The organism is Amycolatopsis sp. NPDC049252 (assembly GCF_043197175.1).
In the GTDB taxonomy this organism is placed as follows: domain Bacteria; phylum Actinomycetota; class Actinomycetes; order Mycobacteriales; family Pseudonocardiaceae; genus Amycolatopsis.
This window is the reverse complement of record NZ_JBICSQ010000044.1, coordinates 33814-48151: the sequence shown is the minus strand read 5'-3', so window position 1 is coordinate 48151 and position 14338 is coordinate 33814. Positions and strand designations below refer to the sequence as shown.

The 14338-nt window shown below is 70.2% G+C and carries 15 protein-coding genes; 10 read left to right on the top strand and 5 right to left on the bottom strand.

The annotated features are described in order from the left end of the window. Nucleotides 1-65: 65 nt before the first annotated feature. A complete protein-coding gene (gene rpmI / locus ACGFMK_RS32580; RefSeq protein WP_220241959.1) occupies nt 66-260 on the bottom strand; it encodes a 50S ribosomal protein L35 in 195 nt (64 codons plus the stop codon). A gap of 69 nt (nt 261-329) precedes the next feature. Beyond that, on the bottom strand, nt 330-947 hold the full coding sequence (gene infC, locus ACGFMK_RS32575) for a translation initiation factor IF-3 (protein ID WP_392771395.1): 618 nt from the start codon (nt 945-947) through the stop codon (nt 330-332). A gap of 206 nt (nt 948-1153) precedes the next feature. On the opposite strand from infC, the gene ACGFMK_RS32570 reads away from it, so the two are divergent. The 3 genes from ACGFMK_RS32570 (at nt 1154) to ACGFMK_RS32560 (ending at nt 3401) form a co-directional block, all read left to right on the top strand. Next, entirely contained in the window at nt 1154-1513 is a 360-nt protein-coding gene (locus ACGFMK_RS32570) for a DUF1844 domain-containing protein (RefSeq protein WP_323337907.1), read from the top strand. Between the two features lie 257 nt (nt 1514-1770). Beyond that, a complete protein-coding gene (locus tag ACGFMK_RS32565; protein WP_392771392.1) occupies nt 1771-2406 on the top strand; it encodes a GntR family transcriptional regulator in 636 nt (211 codons plus the stop codon). Further along, nucleotides 2403-3401 carry a 1-aminocyclopropane-1-carboxylate deaminase gene (locus ACGFMK_RS32560; protein ID WP_392771389.1) on the top strand — a complete coding sequence of 333 codons (999 nt, stop codon included), beginning with the start codon at nt 2403-2405 and terminating at the stop codon, nt 3399-3401. The genes ACGFMK_RS32565 and ACGFMK_RS32560 overlap by 4 nt, the downstream gene beginning before the upstream one ends. 37 nt (nt 3402-3438) lie before the next feature. Here the strand turns inward: ACGFMK_RS32560 and ACGFMK_RS32555 are convergent, their stop codons facing one another. The 3 genes from ACGFMK_RS32555 to ACGFMK_RS32545 are packed head-to-tail and all read right to left on the bottom strand — an operon-like array spanning nt 3439 to nt 5548. Next, nucleotides 3439-3822 (bottom strand): RidA family protein, encoded by a 384-nt coding sequence (locus tag ACGFMK_RS32555; RefSeq protein WP_323337905.1) that lies wholly within the window; start codon nt 3820-3822, stop codon nt 3439-3441. Beyond that, a complete protein-coding gene (locus tag ACGFMK_RS32550) occupies nt 3822-4580 on the bottom strand; it encodes an IclR family transcriptional regulator (protein ID WP_392771387.1) in 759 nt (252 codons plus the stop codon). Before ACGFMK_RS32550 ends, ACGFMK_RS32555 begins: the two co-directional genes overlap by 1 nt. Further along, entirely contained in the window at nt 4577-5548 is a 972-nt protein-coding gene (locus ACGFMK_RS32545; RefSeq protein ID WP_392771384.1) for a sugar kinase, read from the bottom strand. Before ACGFMK_RS32545 ends, ACGFMK_RS32550 begins: the two co-directional genes overlap by 4 nt. A gap of 113 nt (nt 5549-5661) precedes the next feature. Between ACGFMK_RS32545 and ACGFMK_RS32540 the strand changes: the two genes are divergently transcribed. The 7 genes from ACGFMK_RS32540 (at nt 5662) to ACGFMK_RS32510 (ending at nt 14279) form a co-directional block, all read left to right on the top strand. Next, entirely contained in the window at nt 5662-6969 is a 1308-nt protein-coding gene (locus tag ACGFMK_RS32540; RefSeq protein WP_392771382.1) for an amino acid deaminase, read from the top strand. After that, nucleotides 6969-8564 (top strand): amidohydrolase family protein, encoded by a 1596-nt coding sequence (locus ACGFMK_RS32535; protein ID WP_392771379.1) that lies wholly within the window; start codon nt 6969-6971, stop codon nt 8562-8564. Before ACGFMK_RS32540 ends, ACGFMK_RS32535 begins: the two co-directional genes overlap by 1 nt. Continuing rightward, complete coding sequence (locus ACGFMK_RS32530) at nt 8561-9949, top strand: GntP family permease (RefSeq protein WP_392771376.1); 1389 nt, start codon at nt 8561-8563, stop codon at nt 9947-9949. Before ACGFMK_RS32535 ends, ACGFMK_RS32530 begins: the two co-directional genes overlap by 4 nt. A 49-nt stretch (nt 9950-9998) precedes the next feature. After that, nucleotides 9999-11132 carry a beta-propeller fold lactonase family protein gene (locus ACGFMK_RS32525; RefSeq protein ID WP_392771374.1) on the top strand — a complete coding sequence of 378 codons (1134 nt, stop codon included), beginning with the start codon at nt 9999-10001 and terminating at the stop codon, nt 11130-11132. 71 nt (nt 11133-11203) lie between these two features. Then, nucleotides 11204-12487, top strand: a complete 1284-nt coding sequence (locus ACGFMK_RS32520) for an extracellular solute-binding protein (protein WP_392771371.1) — start codon at nt 11204-11206, stop codon at nt 12485-12487. Then, nucleotides 12487-13434, top strand: coding sequence for a carbohydrate ABC transporter permease (locus tag ACGFMK_RS32515; protein ID WP_392771368.1), 948 nt, complete (start codon nt 12487-12489; stop codon nt 13432-13434). The genes ACGFMK_RS32520 and ACGFMK_RS32515 overlap by 1 nt, the downstream gene beginning before the upstream one ends. After that, a complete protein-coding gene (locus tag ACGFMK_RS32510; RefSeq protein WP_392771365.1) occupies nt 13425-14279 on the top strand; it encodes a carbohydrate ABC transporter permease in 855 nt (284 codons plus the stop codon). The genes ACGFMK_RS32515 and ACGFMK_RS32510 overlap by 10 nt, the downstream gene beginning before the upstream one ends. The last annotated feature ends 59 nt before the right edge of the window (nt 14280-14338 follow it).

Below are 14338 nucleotides of genomic sequence, written 5' to 3'. Positions count from 1 at the left end.
TCCATCCTGTCGATCTCGGGGGGCGCGACGAGACGCCCCGGGTGGTTACAGCAAGTTCTGCGGGATCAGATGCCGAGAAGGCGCTTGACCCGGCCGGCCTCGGTCTTCGACAGCTCGGTGGTGCCCTCGAGCCGGCGGGTGAGGCGGTTGGACTTCTTCTCCATCAGGTGCCGGCGACCGGCCTTCTGACGGCGCAGCTTGCCCGTGCCCGTGACGCGGATCCGCTTGGACGTCCCGCTGTGGGTCTTCATCTTCGGCATTTCAGTCCTCTTTCGTGCGGCGGCTCACCGGAGACTCCGGTGAGCCGCTGACATGTGCTGGTCGGCGCCTTACGCCTCGGGGACCGGTTCGGGAACCGGCTCGACCTTGGCCTTCGGCTTCACGTTCTTGTGCGGGGCCAGCACCATGATCATGTTGCGACCGTCCTGTTTCGCCGAAGACTCGACGAAGCCCAGTTCGGTGACGTCCTCGGCGAGCTTCTGCAGCAGCCGGTAGCCGAGCTCCGGCCGGGACTGCTCGCGACCGCGGAACATGATCGTGACCTTGACCTTGTTGCCCGCCGCCAGGAAGCGCGACACGTGACCCTTCTTGGTCTCGTAGTCGTGCTGGTCGATCTTGGGGCGCAGCTTCTGTTCCTTGATGACGGTCAGCTGCTGGTTGCGACGCGACTCGCGGGCCTTCTGCGCGCTCTCGTACTTGAACTTGCCGAAGTCCATGAGCTTGCACACCGGCGGGCGGGCCTGCGGCGCGACCTCGACGAGGTCGAGATCGTTCTCCTGCGCCAGGCGCAGCGCATCCTCGATCCGGACGATGCCGACCTGTTCACCGGCGGGTCCGACGAGTCGGACCTCCGGCACCCGGATTCGGTCGTTGATGCGTGTCTCGGAGCTGATGGGGCCTCCTTGGTCCGAGGAATGTTTCCTGTTCTCGTTCGACCTGGTGCCCACATAGCGAAGGCCCCGACACCATTGCGGTGTGCGGGGCCCACTCTGTTTCCGATCGCACCCGGCCGCTAAGCCGGGTACTTCACCCTGGACTTGCAGTCCGGGCGAGACCGGACCCGGACACCTGTACGGTGACACGGGTGGGAGCGGGGCTCCACTTGCCGCCCCCGATCGCTCGGGGGCTGGTCGCTCGTGGAAGGGTACCAGACGTGTCAGATCAACCCTCCGAACAGCCCCCGTATTCCCCCGAAGCACGCCACCTGGAGGACATCCCCAGCGTGGAGGTGATCAGCCGCGCGGCCGTCATGCTGCTGTCCGCGGGCGCCGAACGCCTCGGCCTCGCCGACGCCGACCCGGAGACGTCCCCGCACCGCGACCTCGACGAGGCACGCCGCCTGATCACCGCGCTGGCCGGGCTCGTCACCGCGTCCGCCGAGTACCTCGGCCTGCACGCCGGCCCGTTGCGCGACGGCCTGCAGTCGCTCCAGAAGGCCTTCCGCGAAGCGTCCGCCGTCCCCGACGCCCCTGGTCAGGGCCCTGGCGAGAAGTACACCGGCCCCGTCTACTGACCGCAGCTCCCCCGGGCGGCCCCACCCAACCCAGCCCCCGCCCTCTCCGGGGGGCGTCCCCAGTCCAGTTTATCGGGGGCGCCCGGCGGAACCCGGAAAAGGCGGCGGCCCGGGCCTGGTTGTCCACATCACGGGGTGCCTGTGGATGGTGCGGTCGGCCCGACTGCTGCGCCGGCGACGAAGCACCCACCGCACGGACACGCTCGAGCCGGCCGAAGATCTTGCCGGGCGAGCGCGCGACATCTAACATGTTAGATGTGAGTCTCTCGAAGGTCGCTCGCCCGTTGCTGCGTGACGAGGCGTACGACCGCATCCGCCACGCGATCGTCGACGGCACGCTGAAGCCCGGCGCACCACTGCGTGACGCCGACCTCGCCGAGCAGCTCGGGCTGTCGCGGGCTCCCGTCCGCCAGGCCCTGCTGCGCCTGGCCGAAGACGGTCTCGTCGACTCGAAACCGCAGAGCTACACCCGCGTCTCCGACGTCATGTCCCCCGACGTCACCGACGCCCGGGAGATCGTCCGGCTGCTGCACGAGTTCGCCGTCCGCCAAGCCGTGCCGAAGGTCCGCCGGGAGGACGTCGCCGCGATGCGCGCGGCCAACGACCGGTTCGCCAAAGCCATCGAGGCCGGTGACGTCGCGGCCGCCGTCCGGGCGGACGACGAACTGCACGACGTCCCGGTCCGGCTGGCCGGCAACGCCGCCGTAGCCGCCACCCTCGACCGCTACACGCCGCTGCTGCGCCGCCTGGAACACGCCCGGTTCAGCTCGGCGCTCGCCTGGAACTCGGTGGAACGCCACACGCGGCTCATCGACGCCCTCGAAAAGCACGACACCGCCACGGCGGTCTCCGTGATCTCGACCATCTGGACCGACCTGCTGGAGGACCGATGACCCTGGCCGACTTCCCGCGCTTCCCCCTGCTCTTCGGCCCGTCGCCGGTGCACCCGCTGGAGCGGCTCACCGAGCACCTCGGCGGCGCGAAGGTCTGGGCCAAGCGTGAGGACGTGAACTCCGGGCTCGCGTACGGCGGCAACAAGACCCGCAAGCTCGAATACCTGGTCGCCGACGCGCTCGCACACAAAGCGGACACGCTCGTCTCGATCGGCGGTGTCCAGTCCAACCACACCCGGCAGGTCGCGGCCGCCGCGGCGCGCGCCGGGCTGAAGGCCGTGCTGGTGCAGGAAAGCTGGGTCGACTGGCACGACCCGCTCTACGACAAGGTCGGCAACATCCAGCTCTCGCGGATTCTCGGCGCGGACGTCCGGCTGGTCGATGCCGGGTTCGGCATCGGGTTCAAGCAGGCGTGGGAGGACGCCGTCGCCGAGATCGAGGTCGGCGGCGGGAAGCCGTACGCCATCCCGGCCGGCGCGTCGGACCACCGGCTCGGCGGGCTGGGGTTCGCGAACTGGATCGCCGAGCTGGAACAGCAGGAAGAGCAGCTGGGCGTCTTCTTCGACACCGTGATCGTCTGCTCGGTCACCGGCAGCACCCAGGCCGGGATGGTCGCGGGGGCCGCGCTGAGCGGCAAACCCCGGCGCATTCTGGGCATCGACGCCTCCGCCAAGCCGGACGAGACCCGCGAACAGATCACGCGGATCGCGAAGAACACGGCCGAGCTGATCGGGGCAGGCGAAATTCCCGACGTCGAGCTGGACGACCGGTACCACGGCGGGATCTACGGCATCCCCGACGCGTCCACTGTGGACGCCATCGAGACGTGCGCCCGGCTGGAGGGGATGATCACCGACCCGGTGTACGAGGGCAAGTCCATGGCCGGGCTCATCGACCTGGTCGGCCGCGGGGAAATCGGCAAGGACTCGAACGTGCTTTACGCCCATCTCGGTGGCCAGCCGGCGATCAACGGCTACACGAGCGTCCTGGGCTGAACCTGGTGGGCCGGAGGAAACCCGGCCCACCGAAAGCTCAGTCCAGCACGCAGAGCACGTCGATCTCGACGAGCAGCTCGCCCGGGAGGCCGACGTACACCGTCGTGCGCGCGGCGTGCGGGCCCTCGCCGATGAGCTCGTTGTAGACCTCGTTGAACGGCGCGAAGTGCGCGGTGTCGGTGAGGTAGACGCGCACCATGATCGCGTCGGCGAGGCTCGAGCCCGCCTCCTTGAGCACGGCTTCGATGTTCTTGAACGTCTGCCGGGTCTGGCCCGCGACGTCGTCGCCGACGATCTCGTTCGTGGCCGGGTCGAAGGCCACCTGGCCGGCGACCTGCAGCAGGTTTCCCTTGCGGACGGCCTGCGAGAACTTCGCCGGCGGCTTCGGCGCGTTCTCGGTGGAAACTGCCGTCTTGCTCATCAGTGCCCCTTTCCGTTCCCCGTCCATCCACTGTGGACGGAAGCTTCGTTCGTCGCGGCCCGCAGGTCCGGGACCAGCGCGAGCAGGCCTTCGTAGTCGAGCAGCACCTTCGGCACCGACATCGACGCGGCGGCCAGCACTTCGCCGTCCGCGCCGCGCACCGGTGCCGCGACGCAGTGGATGAAGTCCTCGTGCTCGGCGTTGTCGACGGCGTATCCGAGCTCCGCCACGCGGTCCAGCTCGGCGAGGTAGGCCTCGGCCGAGGTGATCGTGTTCGGCGTCAGCACCGGGTACTCGATGGACCGGGCGATCTCCTCGCGTTTCGCGGAAGGCATCGCGGCGACGAGCACCTTCCCGACCGCCGTGCAGTGCAGCGGCGCGCGCTTGCCGACACGGGAGTACATCCGCACCGAATGGCGGCCCTCGTACTTGTCGATGTAGACGACTTCGCCGTCGTCGTAGCTGGCCAGGTGCACGGTGTGCCCGGTGCGGGCGTTGAGCGCGGCGAGCGCCGGCTGGGCGCTGCGCCGGACGTCGATCGAGTCGAGGGCCTGGTTGGCCAGGTCGAACATCGCGCTGCCGAGCCGGTAGTACCGGGTGCCCTCGCGGCGGACGAAGTGGTGCTGCTCGAGGGTGCGCAGCAGGCGCAGCACCGTGGACTTGTGGACGCCGATCTCCTCGGCGAGGTCGTCGAGGGTGCGCGCGTCCTGGGCGATCGAGCCCAGCAGCGTCAGCGCCCGGTCCAGGCTTTGACTCAAATGAGCACACCCTCTCCGGTCAGCCGCGCCGAACTCCACTCGTCCGGGCCCGCGTGCAGCAGGGTATCCACGACCGTGCGCGGCAGCGGCACACCGACGTCGTCGTGGGTGAGCAGGGTCGCGGCGGCCTGCAGGTGTCCCTGTCGCAGCCGCTCGAGGGGCTGGGCGCCGCGCAGGGTGGCGGCGAGGAAGCCGGCGGCGAACGCGTCGCCGGCGCCGACCGGCTCGACGACGTCGACCCGCAGCGCCGGCGCGAACAGCGGCTCCCCTTCGACGAGGGTCGCGCCGCGCTCGCCGTGCTTGACGACGAGGGCGCGCGGGCCCGGCAGGAGATCCCGCAGCGAAACCGGGTCGCCGGTCCCCCACACGTGCTGGGCCTCGTCGTCGCCGGTCAGCACGATGTCGGCCTGGGCGGCCAGCTCCGCGAGCAGGCGAGGGTCGCGGCCGGCCCACAGGGCGGGGCGCAGGTTGACGTCGAACGAGACGAGCCGGTCGCCGCGGGGAAGGTCCAGCAGGGCGCGCACCAGCGCGAGGCAGCTGTCCGACAGCGCCGGGGTGATCCCGGACAGGTGCAGCACGCGGACGCCGTCGAGGTTCAGGCGATCCAGCAGCTCAGGGCCCATCCCGGACGCCGCCGAGCCGGCGCGGTAGTAGCGCACCGGGCTGCCGCCGGCGCCGCTTTCCTTGACGTAGAGGCCGGTGGGGCGCACCGGGTCGGTGTAACACGCGCTGACGTCGACACCCGCGGCGGCGATCTCCCGCAGCATCGCGCGGCCGAACGGGTCGTCGCCGACCGCGCTCGCCCAGCCGCTCGGGACGCCGAGGGCGGGCAGGTGACAGGCCACGTTCGACTCGGCGCCGCCGATGGTGCGCGTCCACTGGCGCACCTCGTCCGGTGGCCCGGGTTCGGCGGGCACGAACAGCGCCATCGACTCGCCGACACAGAGCACTTCGGGCCCGCTTGTCACTTTCCGTCTCCCCTGTCCATCTTCCCGTTGACCTGTGCCGACCCGGATGCTACACCTATGGCACTCAAAATGCGCAACAGTCGTTGCAACATACGCAACCGAGGTCGCCGCCGATGAACACACCCGCCCCTTGCTCGATCGACACCGCCGCACTCGACGCCCTCCGCCAGGAGCGGATCGACTGGCGGTTCCGCTCGGCCGCGCCCGCCCTGACCGGGCTCACCCTGGGCGAGGCCGCGCAGCGGCGGCTCAACCTGTTCACCGACGGGTTCTTCGCGCCCTTCGTCGTGCTCGACGACGAGGCCCTCGAGCACAACCTGCGGACGATGGCCGCGTGGTGCGCCGCCCGCGGTGTCGTGCTCGCCCCGCACGGCAAGACAACGATGGCCCCGCAGCTGTTCGCCCGCCAGATCGAGCACGGCGCCTGGGGCATCACCTGCGCGAACGCCGGTCACCTGCGGATCTACCGGGCGTTCGGCGTCTCGCGGATCCTGCTGGCCAACCAGTTCCTCGACCCGAGCGGCCTGCGCTGGCTGGCCGGCGATCTGGCCGCCGACCCGGCGTTCGAGTTCGTCTGCTGGGTCGACTCGGTGCGCGGGGTCGAGCTGATGACCGAAGCGCTCGAAGGCACGACACGGCCGGTCGACGTCCTCCTCGAACTGGGGGCCGACGGCGGCCGCACCGGGGTTCGCGACACGGCCACCGCGCTGGCCGTCGCCGAAGCGGTCCACGCCAGCCCGGCGCTGCGGCTGCGCGGCACCGGTGGTTACGAAGGCGCGCTCTCGCACGACACCGACGACGCCGCGCTCGCGAAGATCAGCTCCTATGTGGACGGTCTGCGCGACCTCGCGATCACTTTCGCGGACAAGGGACTCCTCGAAGGCCAGATCATCGTCACCGCCGGCGGCAGCGCCTACTTCGACCAGGTGGCCAACGAGCTCACCAAGCCGTGGCCGGACGGCCTCGACGTGCTCCCGGTGCTGCGCAGCGGTGCCTACATCACCCACGACGACGGCTTCTACCGCGAGATCTCCCCGCTCGGCGAGCACCCGCGCATCGACGGCGTCGAGTCGTTCCGACCGGCCCTGCACGCCTGGGCGCAGGTGACGTCGAAGCCGTCGGACAGCCTCGCGCTGCTGACCATCGGCAAGCGCGACGCGTCCTTCGACGAAGGCATGCCGGAACCGCAGCTGCGCCGCACCCCGCGTGGCCCCGCGGAACCCCTCGAAGACCACGTCATCGCGAAGATGAACGACCAGCACGCCTTCCTCACCCTGCCGGCGGGCTCGCCGGTCGAGGTCGGCGACTGGATCGGGCTCGGTCTCTCGCACCCGTGCACGGTGTTCGACAAGTGGCCGCTGCTGCCGGTGACGGCCGCCGACGGCGAAACCGTCGTCGACCTCGTCCGGACGTGGTTCTGATGGACGTCGTCCTCCGCGGCGCGCTGGTCGCCGACGGCACCGGCGACGCGCTCACGCGCCACGACGTCGGCATCACCGGCGAGCGGATCGCCAGCGTCGCCGAAGCCGGCTCGCTGGCCGGGAACCGGAACATCGACGCCGACGGCCTCGTGCTGGCACCCGGGTTCATCGACATGCACTCGCACTCCGACCTGCAGCTGCTGGCCAACCCGGGCCACCCGGCCAAGATCACCCAGGGCGTCACCACCGAGGTGCTCGGCCAGGACGGGCTGTCCTACGCCCCGGTCGACGACGCCGTCCTCGACGCGCTGCGCCAGCAGCTCGCGGGCTGGAACGACGACCCGGCGGGCTTCGACTGGAACTGGCGCTCGGTCGGCGAGTACCTCGACCGCCTGGACCAGGGCATCGCCGTCAACGCCGCCTACCTGGTGCCGCAGGGCACGGTCCGGATGCTCGCCGTCGGCTTCGACGACCGCCCGGCCACCGACGCCGAGCTGACGCGGATGAAGGAACTCGTCGCCACCGGCCTGGCCGAGGGCGCCATGGGCATGTCCTCGGGCCTCACCTACACACCGGGGATGTACGCGGACACCGCGGAGCTGGTCGAGCTGTGCCGCGTGGTCGGCGAGGGCGGCGGCTTCTACAGCCCGCACCACCGCAGCTACGGCAAGGGCGCGCTCGAGGCGTTCGCCGAGATGATCGACGTCTCCCGGCGCTCCGGCTGCCCGCTGCACCTGGCCCACGCGACGATGAACTTCTCGGTGAACAAGGGCAAAGCCCCCGACCTGCTCCAGCTGCTGGACGACGCCCTCGACGACGGCTGCGACGTCACCCTCGACACCTACCCGTACCTGCCGGGCGCGACCTACCTCTCGGCGCTGCTGCCCAGCTGGGCCACCGAAGGCGGGCTCGACGCCACCCTCGCCCGGCTGTCCGATGTGGACACCCGCGAGCGGATCCGCGCGGAGATCGAAGAGTCCGGTTCGGACGGTGCGCACGGCGTGCCGATCGACTGGGACGCCATCGAGATCAACGGCGTCCGCAACGACCGCAACAACCACCTGGTGGGCCACAGTGTCGCCGGTTCGGCGCGCGCCGCGGGCCGCGAGCCGGCGGCCCTGTACTTCGACACCCTGCTGGACGAACGCCTCGGCACGTCCTGCCTGATGCACGTCGGGCACGAGGAGAACGTCCAGGCGATCATGCGCCACCGGACGCACACCGGCGGCAGCGACGGGCTCCTCGTCGGCGCCCGCCCGCACCCGCGCGCCTGGGGCACGTTCCCCCGTTACCTGGCCCGGTACGTCCGTGAACTGGGCGTGCTGGACCTCGCCGAATGCGTCGCCCACCTCACCGGGCGGGCCGCGCGCCGGCTGCGGCTGACCGACCGCGGCCTCGTCCGCGCCGGCTACGCCGCCGATCTGGTGCTGTTCGACCCCGACGCGGTCGCCGACACCGCCACCTTCGACGACCCGCGGCAGCCCGCCGCGGGCATCACCCACGTGTTCGTCAACGGCGTCGCCGCCCTCGACGACGGCCGTCCCACCGGCGCCCTCGCCGGCCGATCCCTGCGCAATCCCGGGAGAACCCGATGATCCACTGGCTGCAGCACACCACCGGCGGGCTGCTCACGCTCGCCGCCGTCTCGATCGCCGTCCTGCTGGTCCTGATCATCAAGCTCAAGCTGGAACCGTTCATCGCCCTGATCGTCGTCGGGCTGCTGACCGCGCTCGCCGCCGGCCTGCCCGTCGGGTCCATCGTCGGCAGCGCCCAGAAGTCGGCGGACTCCTTGCTGGAAAAGGGGTTCGGCAGCATCCTCGGGCACATCACGGCGATCATCGGCCTGGGCACGATCCTCGGCTCGATCCTGGAACGCTCCGGTGGCGCCAAGGTGCTCACCGGGGCACTGCTGCGCTCGTTCGGCGAGAAGCGCGCGCCGCTGGCCATGGGCCTCGCCGGGTTCATCTTCGGCATCCCGGTGTTCTTCGACATCGGCATCTTCGTGCTCGCGCCGCTCGTCTACGTCGCCGCGCGCCAGGGCGGCCGGTCGCTCGTGCTCTACGCGATGCCGCTGCTGGCCGGGCTTTCGATCACGCACGCGTTCCTGCCGCCGCACCCCGGCCCGGTGGCCGCGGCCGGCCTGCTGCACGTCGAGCTGGGCTGGATCATCCTGATGGGCCTCGCCTGCGGTGTCCCGGCGTTCCTCATCGGCGGTGTGCTCTACGCGACCTGGATCGGCAAGCGGATCGACGTCGGCGTGCCCGAGGACATGATCTTCGCCGAGGAGGAGGGCGAGCAGGAGGAGAACCCGCCGTCGCTGGCGCTGGTCGGCTCGATCATCGCGGTGCCACTGGTGCTGATCCTGGCCGGCACGTTCGGCAGCATCTGGCTGCCGAAGGGTTCCGCGCTCGCCGGGGTCGCCGCGTTCGTCGGCACGCCGGCCGTGGCGCTGACCGTCGCGGTGCTGCTCGCGTCCTGGCTGCTCGGGCTGCGGCGCGGGTTCACCGGCAAGGACCTCAACGAGCTGGCCGCCAAGGCGCTGCGGCCGGTCGCGATGATCCTGCTGGTCGTCGGCGCGGGCGCGTTCTTCGGCGGGGTGCTCTCGGCGACCGGGATCGGCAAGGCCGTGGCCGACTCGCTGCACGACGCCGGGCTGCCGGTGATCATCGCGGCGTACGTCATCAGCTGCGGCATGCGGATCGCGCAGGGCTCGGCGACCGTCGCGATCGTCACCACCAGCACCATCCTCGGCCCGGCCGTGGCCCAGCTCGGGTATTCGCAGATCCAGCTGGCGCTGCTCGTGATGGCCATCTCGGCCGGGTCGATCATCGCCTCGCACGTCAACGACGGCGGGTTCTGGATCGTCCAGCGGTACTTCAACATCACCGTGCCGCAGACGATCAAGTCCTGGACGGCGCTGGAAACCGTGCTCTCCGTCTCGGGTTTCGCGGTTTCGGCATTGCTCATGGCCGTGGTCTAGACCATACTGGAAGGCGGCCGCCGCCCGAACCCGTTGGGAGACAATGACGATGACCGGACTTTCCCGTCGCACGTTCCTCGGCGCCGCTGCGGGCGCGAGCGCCGTCACCGTTCTCGGTGCGCAGTTCGCCGCGGCGGCAACCACTTCGAAGGCCTGCACCGCGGGAGCGACCGTGTACGTCGGCAGCTACACCACCGGGGCGAACGGCCACGGCCTCGACGTCACGAGCCGCTCCGGCGCCACGCTGACCCCGGTGCGCACGGTGCCGGGGATCAGCGACACGTCGTGGTTCGACCGCAGCGCCGACGGCAGGACCCTGTACGTCACCAACGAAGGCGACCCGGACGGGTTCGTCTCGGCGCTGGACATCACCGACGTCACGAACCCCAAGCTGCTCAACAAGGTCTCGTCGAAGGGCAGCGCGCCGACGCACCTGAGCGTGCACTCGAGCGGGAAGTACGTGCTGGCGGCCAACTACGGCACCGGCAGCGTCGTCGTGCTGCCGATCCTGGCGGGCGGGAAGCTCGGCGCGGCCACGGATCTCGCGCAGCACCAGGGAACCGACCGCGCGCCGAACGCGCACCAGGTCGTCAACGACCCGACCGGCCGCTGGGTGCTGTCGGTCGACCTCGGCGCCGACTCGGTGTACGTCTACTCGCTCGACGTCGCCACCGGGAAGCTCGCGCTGCACCAGCAGCTGAAGCTGCCCACCGGTGCCGGGCCGCGGCACCTCGCGTTCGACCGGACCGGGAAGTTCGCCTACATCCTGCAGGAGCTGCGCCCGGAGCTGACGGTGGCGAGCTGGGACGCGGCCACCGGCACGCTGAAGGCGCTTTCCGTCGTCCCGGCCGTGCCGAGCGGCAGCACCGGCGACCTGTTCCCCGGTGAGATCGCGCTGTCGAAGGACGGGAAGTTCGCCTACGCCACCGTGCGCGGGCCGAACACGCTGGCCACGTTCGCCATCTCCGGCGGCGGCGCGACGCTCAAGCTGGTGTCGTCGGTGACCACCGGCGGCAACTGGCCGCGGCACGTCGCCCTTGACCCGGCGGAGAGCTGGTTCTACGTCTCGAACCAGCGCTCCGGCACCGTCACCTCGCTGCCCCGCGACCCGGCGACCGGCCTGCCCGACACGGTCGCCTCGAGCCTGGCCGTCGGCAGCGTCAACTCCGTCTACTTCGCCTGAGTACCGGTCGTGAGTGCGTAACAGTGTTCTAACACTGTTACGCACTCACGACCTCCCTACTGGAGGACCCCATGAGACTGCGCCGCACCCTCCCCCTCGTCGCGGGGCTGGCCCTGCTGGCCGGTTGCGCCCCCACGCAGTCCGCGCCCGCGGGCAACGGCGGGGACGAGAAGACCGGCACCGTCCGCGTCTGGCTGTTCGACGAGGCCAACCGCGCGCCGAAGGAGGCCGCGGTCAAGGACGCGATCGCCGAGTTCAAGGCCGCGCACCAGGGCGTCGAGGTCGACGTCCAGTGGGTACCGGTCGAGGGCCGCGCCGACAAGTTCTCCGGGGCCTTCACCGACCCGGCCAGCGCTCCGGACGCCGCCGAGTTCGGCAACACCGACGTCTCCAGCTACGCCGCCACCGGCGCGCTCGCCGACCTGACCGGCGACCTCGCGTCGTGGGGCGAGGGCAAGGATCTGATCCCGACCGTCGTCGACACGGCGAAGGCCGGCGGCAAGACCTACGGCCTGCCCTGGTACACCGGCATCCGCGCGTTGTACTACCGCACGGACGTCTTCACCGAGCTGGGCCTGAAGCCGCCGACGACGCTCGCCGAACTGACCGAAGACGCCCGCAGGATCCGCGCGGCGAAGCCGGACCTGTACGGCATTTCCGTCGGCGGCAAGTACACCTACGCGATGCTGCCGTTCCTCTGGGCCAACGGCGGCGAGCTGGCGCAGGAGAGCGACGGCAAGTGGAAGTCGACGGTCACAGGTGAGCAGGCCAAGTCCGGCGTCACCCAGTACGCCAATCTGATCAAGGACGACGTCTGCCCGCCCGCGCAGTGCGCGAACCTGACCGGCACGCAGAGCGTCACGGCGTTCGCGGGCGGCAAGGCCGGGATGACCATCGGCGGCGACTTCAACCGCAAGGCCGTCGACCAGGGTGCGGTGAAGGGCAAGTACGCCGTCGTGCCGATCCCGGGCACCACGGCCGGCAGCGTCGCCCCGGCGTTCGCCGGCGGCAACCTGCTCGGCGTGTTCAACGCGAGCAAGCGCCGTGGGCTGGCGCTGGAGTTCATCGAGCTGCTCGGCGGCGCGAAGTACCAGGAGAAGATGTACACGGCGATGGGCAACCTGCCGACGCTGAGCTCCGTGCAGCAGAAGCTCGCCGCGAACGACCCGTTCCTCAAGCCGTTCGTCGACACCCTCAAGGCGGGCACGAAGTTCGTCCCGGCGACGCCCGCGTGGTCCAAGATCGACAGCCAGAACGTGCTGCCGACCGCCGTGCAGCAGATCGCCACCGGCGGGAAGGACCCGGCCGCCGCGCTGACCGACGCCGCCGCCGCGATGGACAAGGCCTTTGGGTAGTGGTGGCCCAGCAAGTCCGTCCCGTTTCGGTGCCGGCGAAGGCGCCGAAACGGCGGCGGCGGGACGGCCGGGCCGCGGTGCTCTACCTGCTGCCCGCGGGGATCCTGCTCGCCGCGCTGCTCGTCTACCCGATCTACGAACTCGTCCTGATCTCGTTCTACGACTACGGCCAGCCGCAGGCCGCGGGCAACGCGCCGCTGGTGTTCCTCGGCTTCGCGAACTACGCGGACCTGCTCGCGCAGGCGGAGTTCTGGACCGTGCTCGGCAAGACGGTCGGGTTCGCCGCGGCCTGCGTTGTCGGTTCGCTCCTCGTCGGCACCGGCCTCGCGGTCCTGGCCAGCCGGGTCCGCTCGCTGCCCCGGACGCTGCTGTTCCTCGCCGCGCTCGGCGCGTGGTCGACCCCGGCGATCGCCGGCTCCTACGTCTGGCTGTTCCTCTTCGACACCGACTTCGGCCTGGTCAACGAGGTGCTCTCGGGCATCGGCCTGCCGCTGCAGCACCACTCGTGGACCTTCGGCACGATCGGCGCGTTCGGGCTGGTCGCCGCCGAGGTGATCTGGTGCTCGTTCCCGTTCGTCCTGGTGACGATGTACGCCGGGATCAAGGGCATCCCGGAGGAGGTGCTCGAAGCCGCGTCGCTCGACGGCGCGTCGGCCTGGCGTTCGACGTGGACGATCGTGCTGCCGATGGTGCGGCCGCTGCTGATGATCGCGACCGTCCAGTCGATCATCTGGGACTTCAAGGTGTTCACCCAGATCTACGTGATGACCAACGGCGGCGGGGTGGCCGGGCGCAACCTGGTCCTCAACGTCTACGCCTACCAACAGGCTTTCGCCGGGCAGGAATACGGCCTCGGCTCGGCGATCGGAGTCGTCATGACGCTGTTGCTGCTGTCCGTCACCGGGCTCTACGTCCGTTCGCAGCGCCGGAGCGCGGCATGGCTCTAGTCGTCCGCCGTCCCGGACGGCTGATCGCCGAGGTCGTCACGGTCGTGATCGCCGGGCTGGTCGCGTTCCCGCTGTACTGGATGCTGCTCTCGGCGTTCAAGCCACCGGGCGAGATCCAGTCGGCGAACCCGAAACCGTGGACGTTCAGCCCGTCGTTCGACAGCTTCACCCGTGTGCTCACGGTGTCCGGCTTCGGGCGGTTCTTCATGAACAGCCTGGTGGTGGCGCTGGTCGTCGTGGTGTTGTCGCTGCTGCTGTCGTTCCTCTCGGCGGTCGCGCTCACGCGGTTCTCGTTCCGGGGCCGGACCGTGCTGCTGGTGATGATCCTGGTGGCGCAGATGGTGCCGGTGGAGGCGCTGACCATCCCGTTGTTCTTCCTGATGCGCCAGATCGGCGGCGTGGCGCCGGCGTTCGGGCTGAACGAGCTGGGTTCGCTGGTGCTGGTGCACCTGGCGTTCAGCCTGCCGTTCGCGATCTGGATGCTGCGCGGGTTCGTCGCCGCGGTGCCGGTGGAGCTCGAAGAGGCGGCGAAGATCGACGGCGCGTCCCGGATGCGGTTCACCTGGCAGATCCTGTTCCCGCTGGTCGCGCCCGGCCTGGTGGCGGTGAGCGTGCTGGCGTTCATCCACGCGTGGAACGACTTCCTGTTCGCCAAGACGTTCATCATCTCCAAGACCGAGAACCAGACGCTGCCGCAGGCGATCCTGGTGTTCTTCAAGCCGGAGGACACCGACTGGGGCGCGGTGATGGCGTCGTCCACCCTGATGACCATCCCGGTGCTGGTGTTCTTCGTCCTCGTCCAACGACGGCTGGTGTCCGGCATGGCCGGCGCCGTGAAGGGCTGACATGTCTTTCGACGCACTGCTCCCTCGCCCGGTTTCGGTGACGCCCGCTTCGGGTTCGT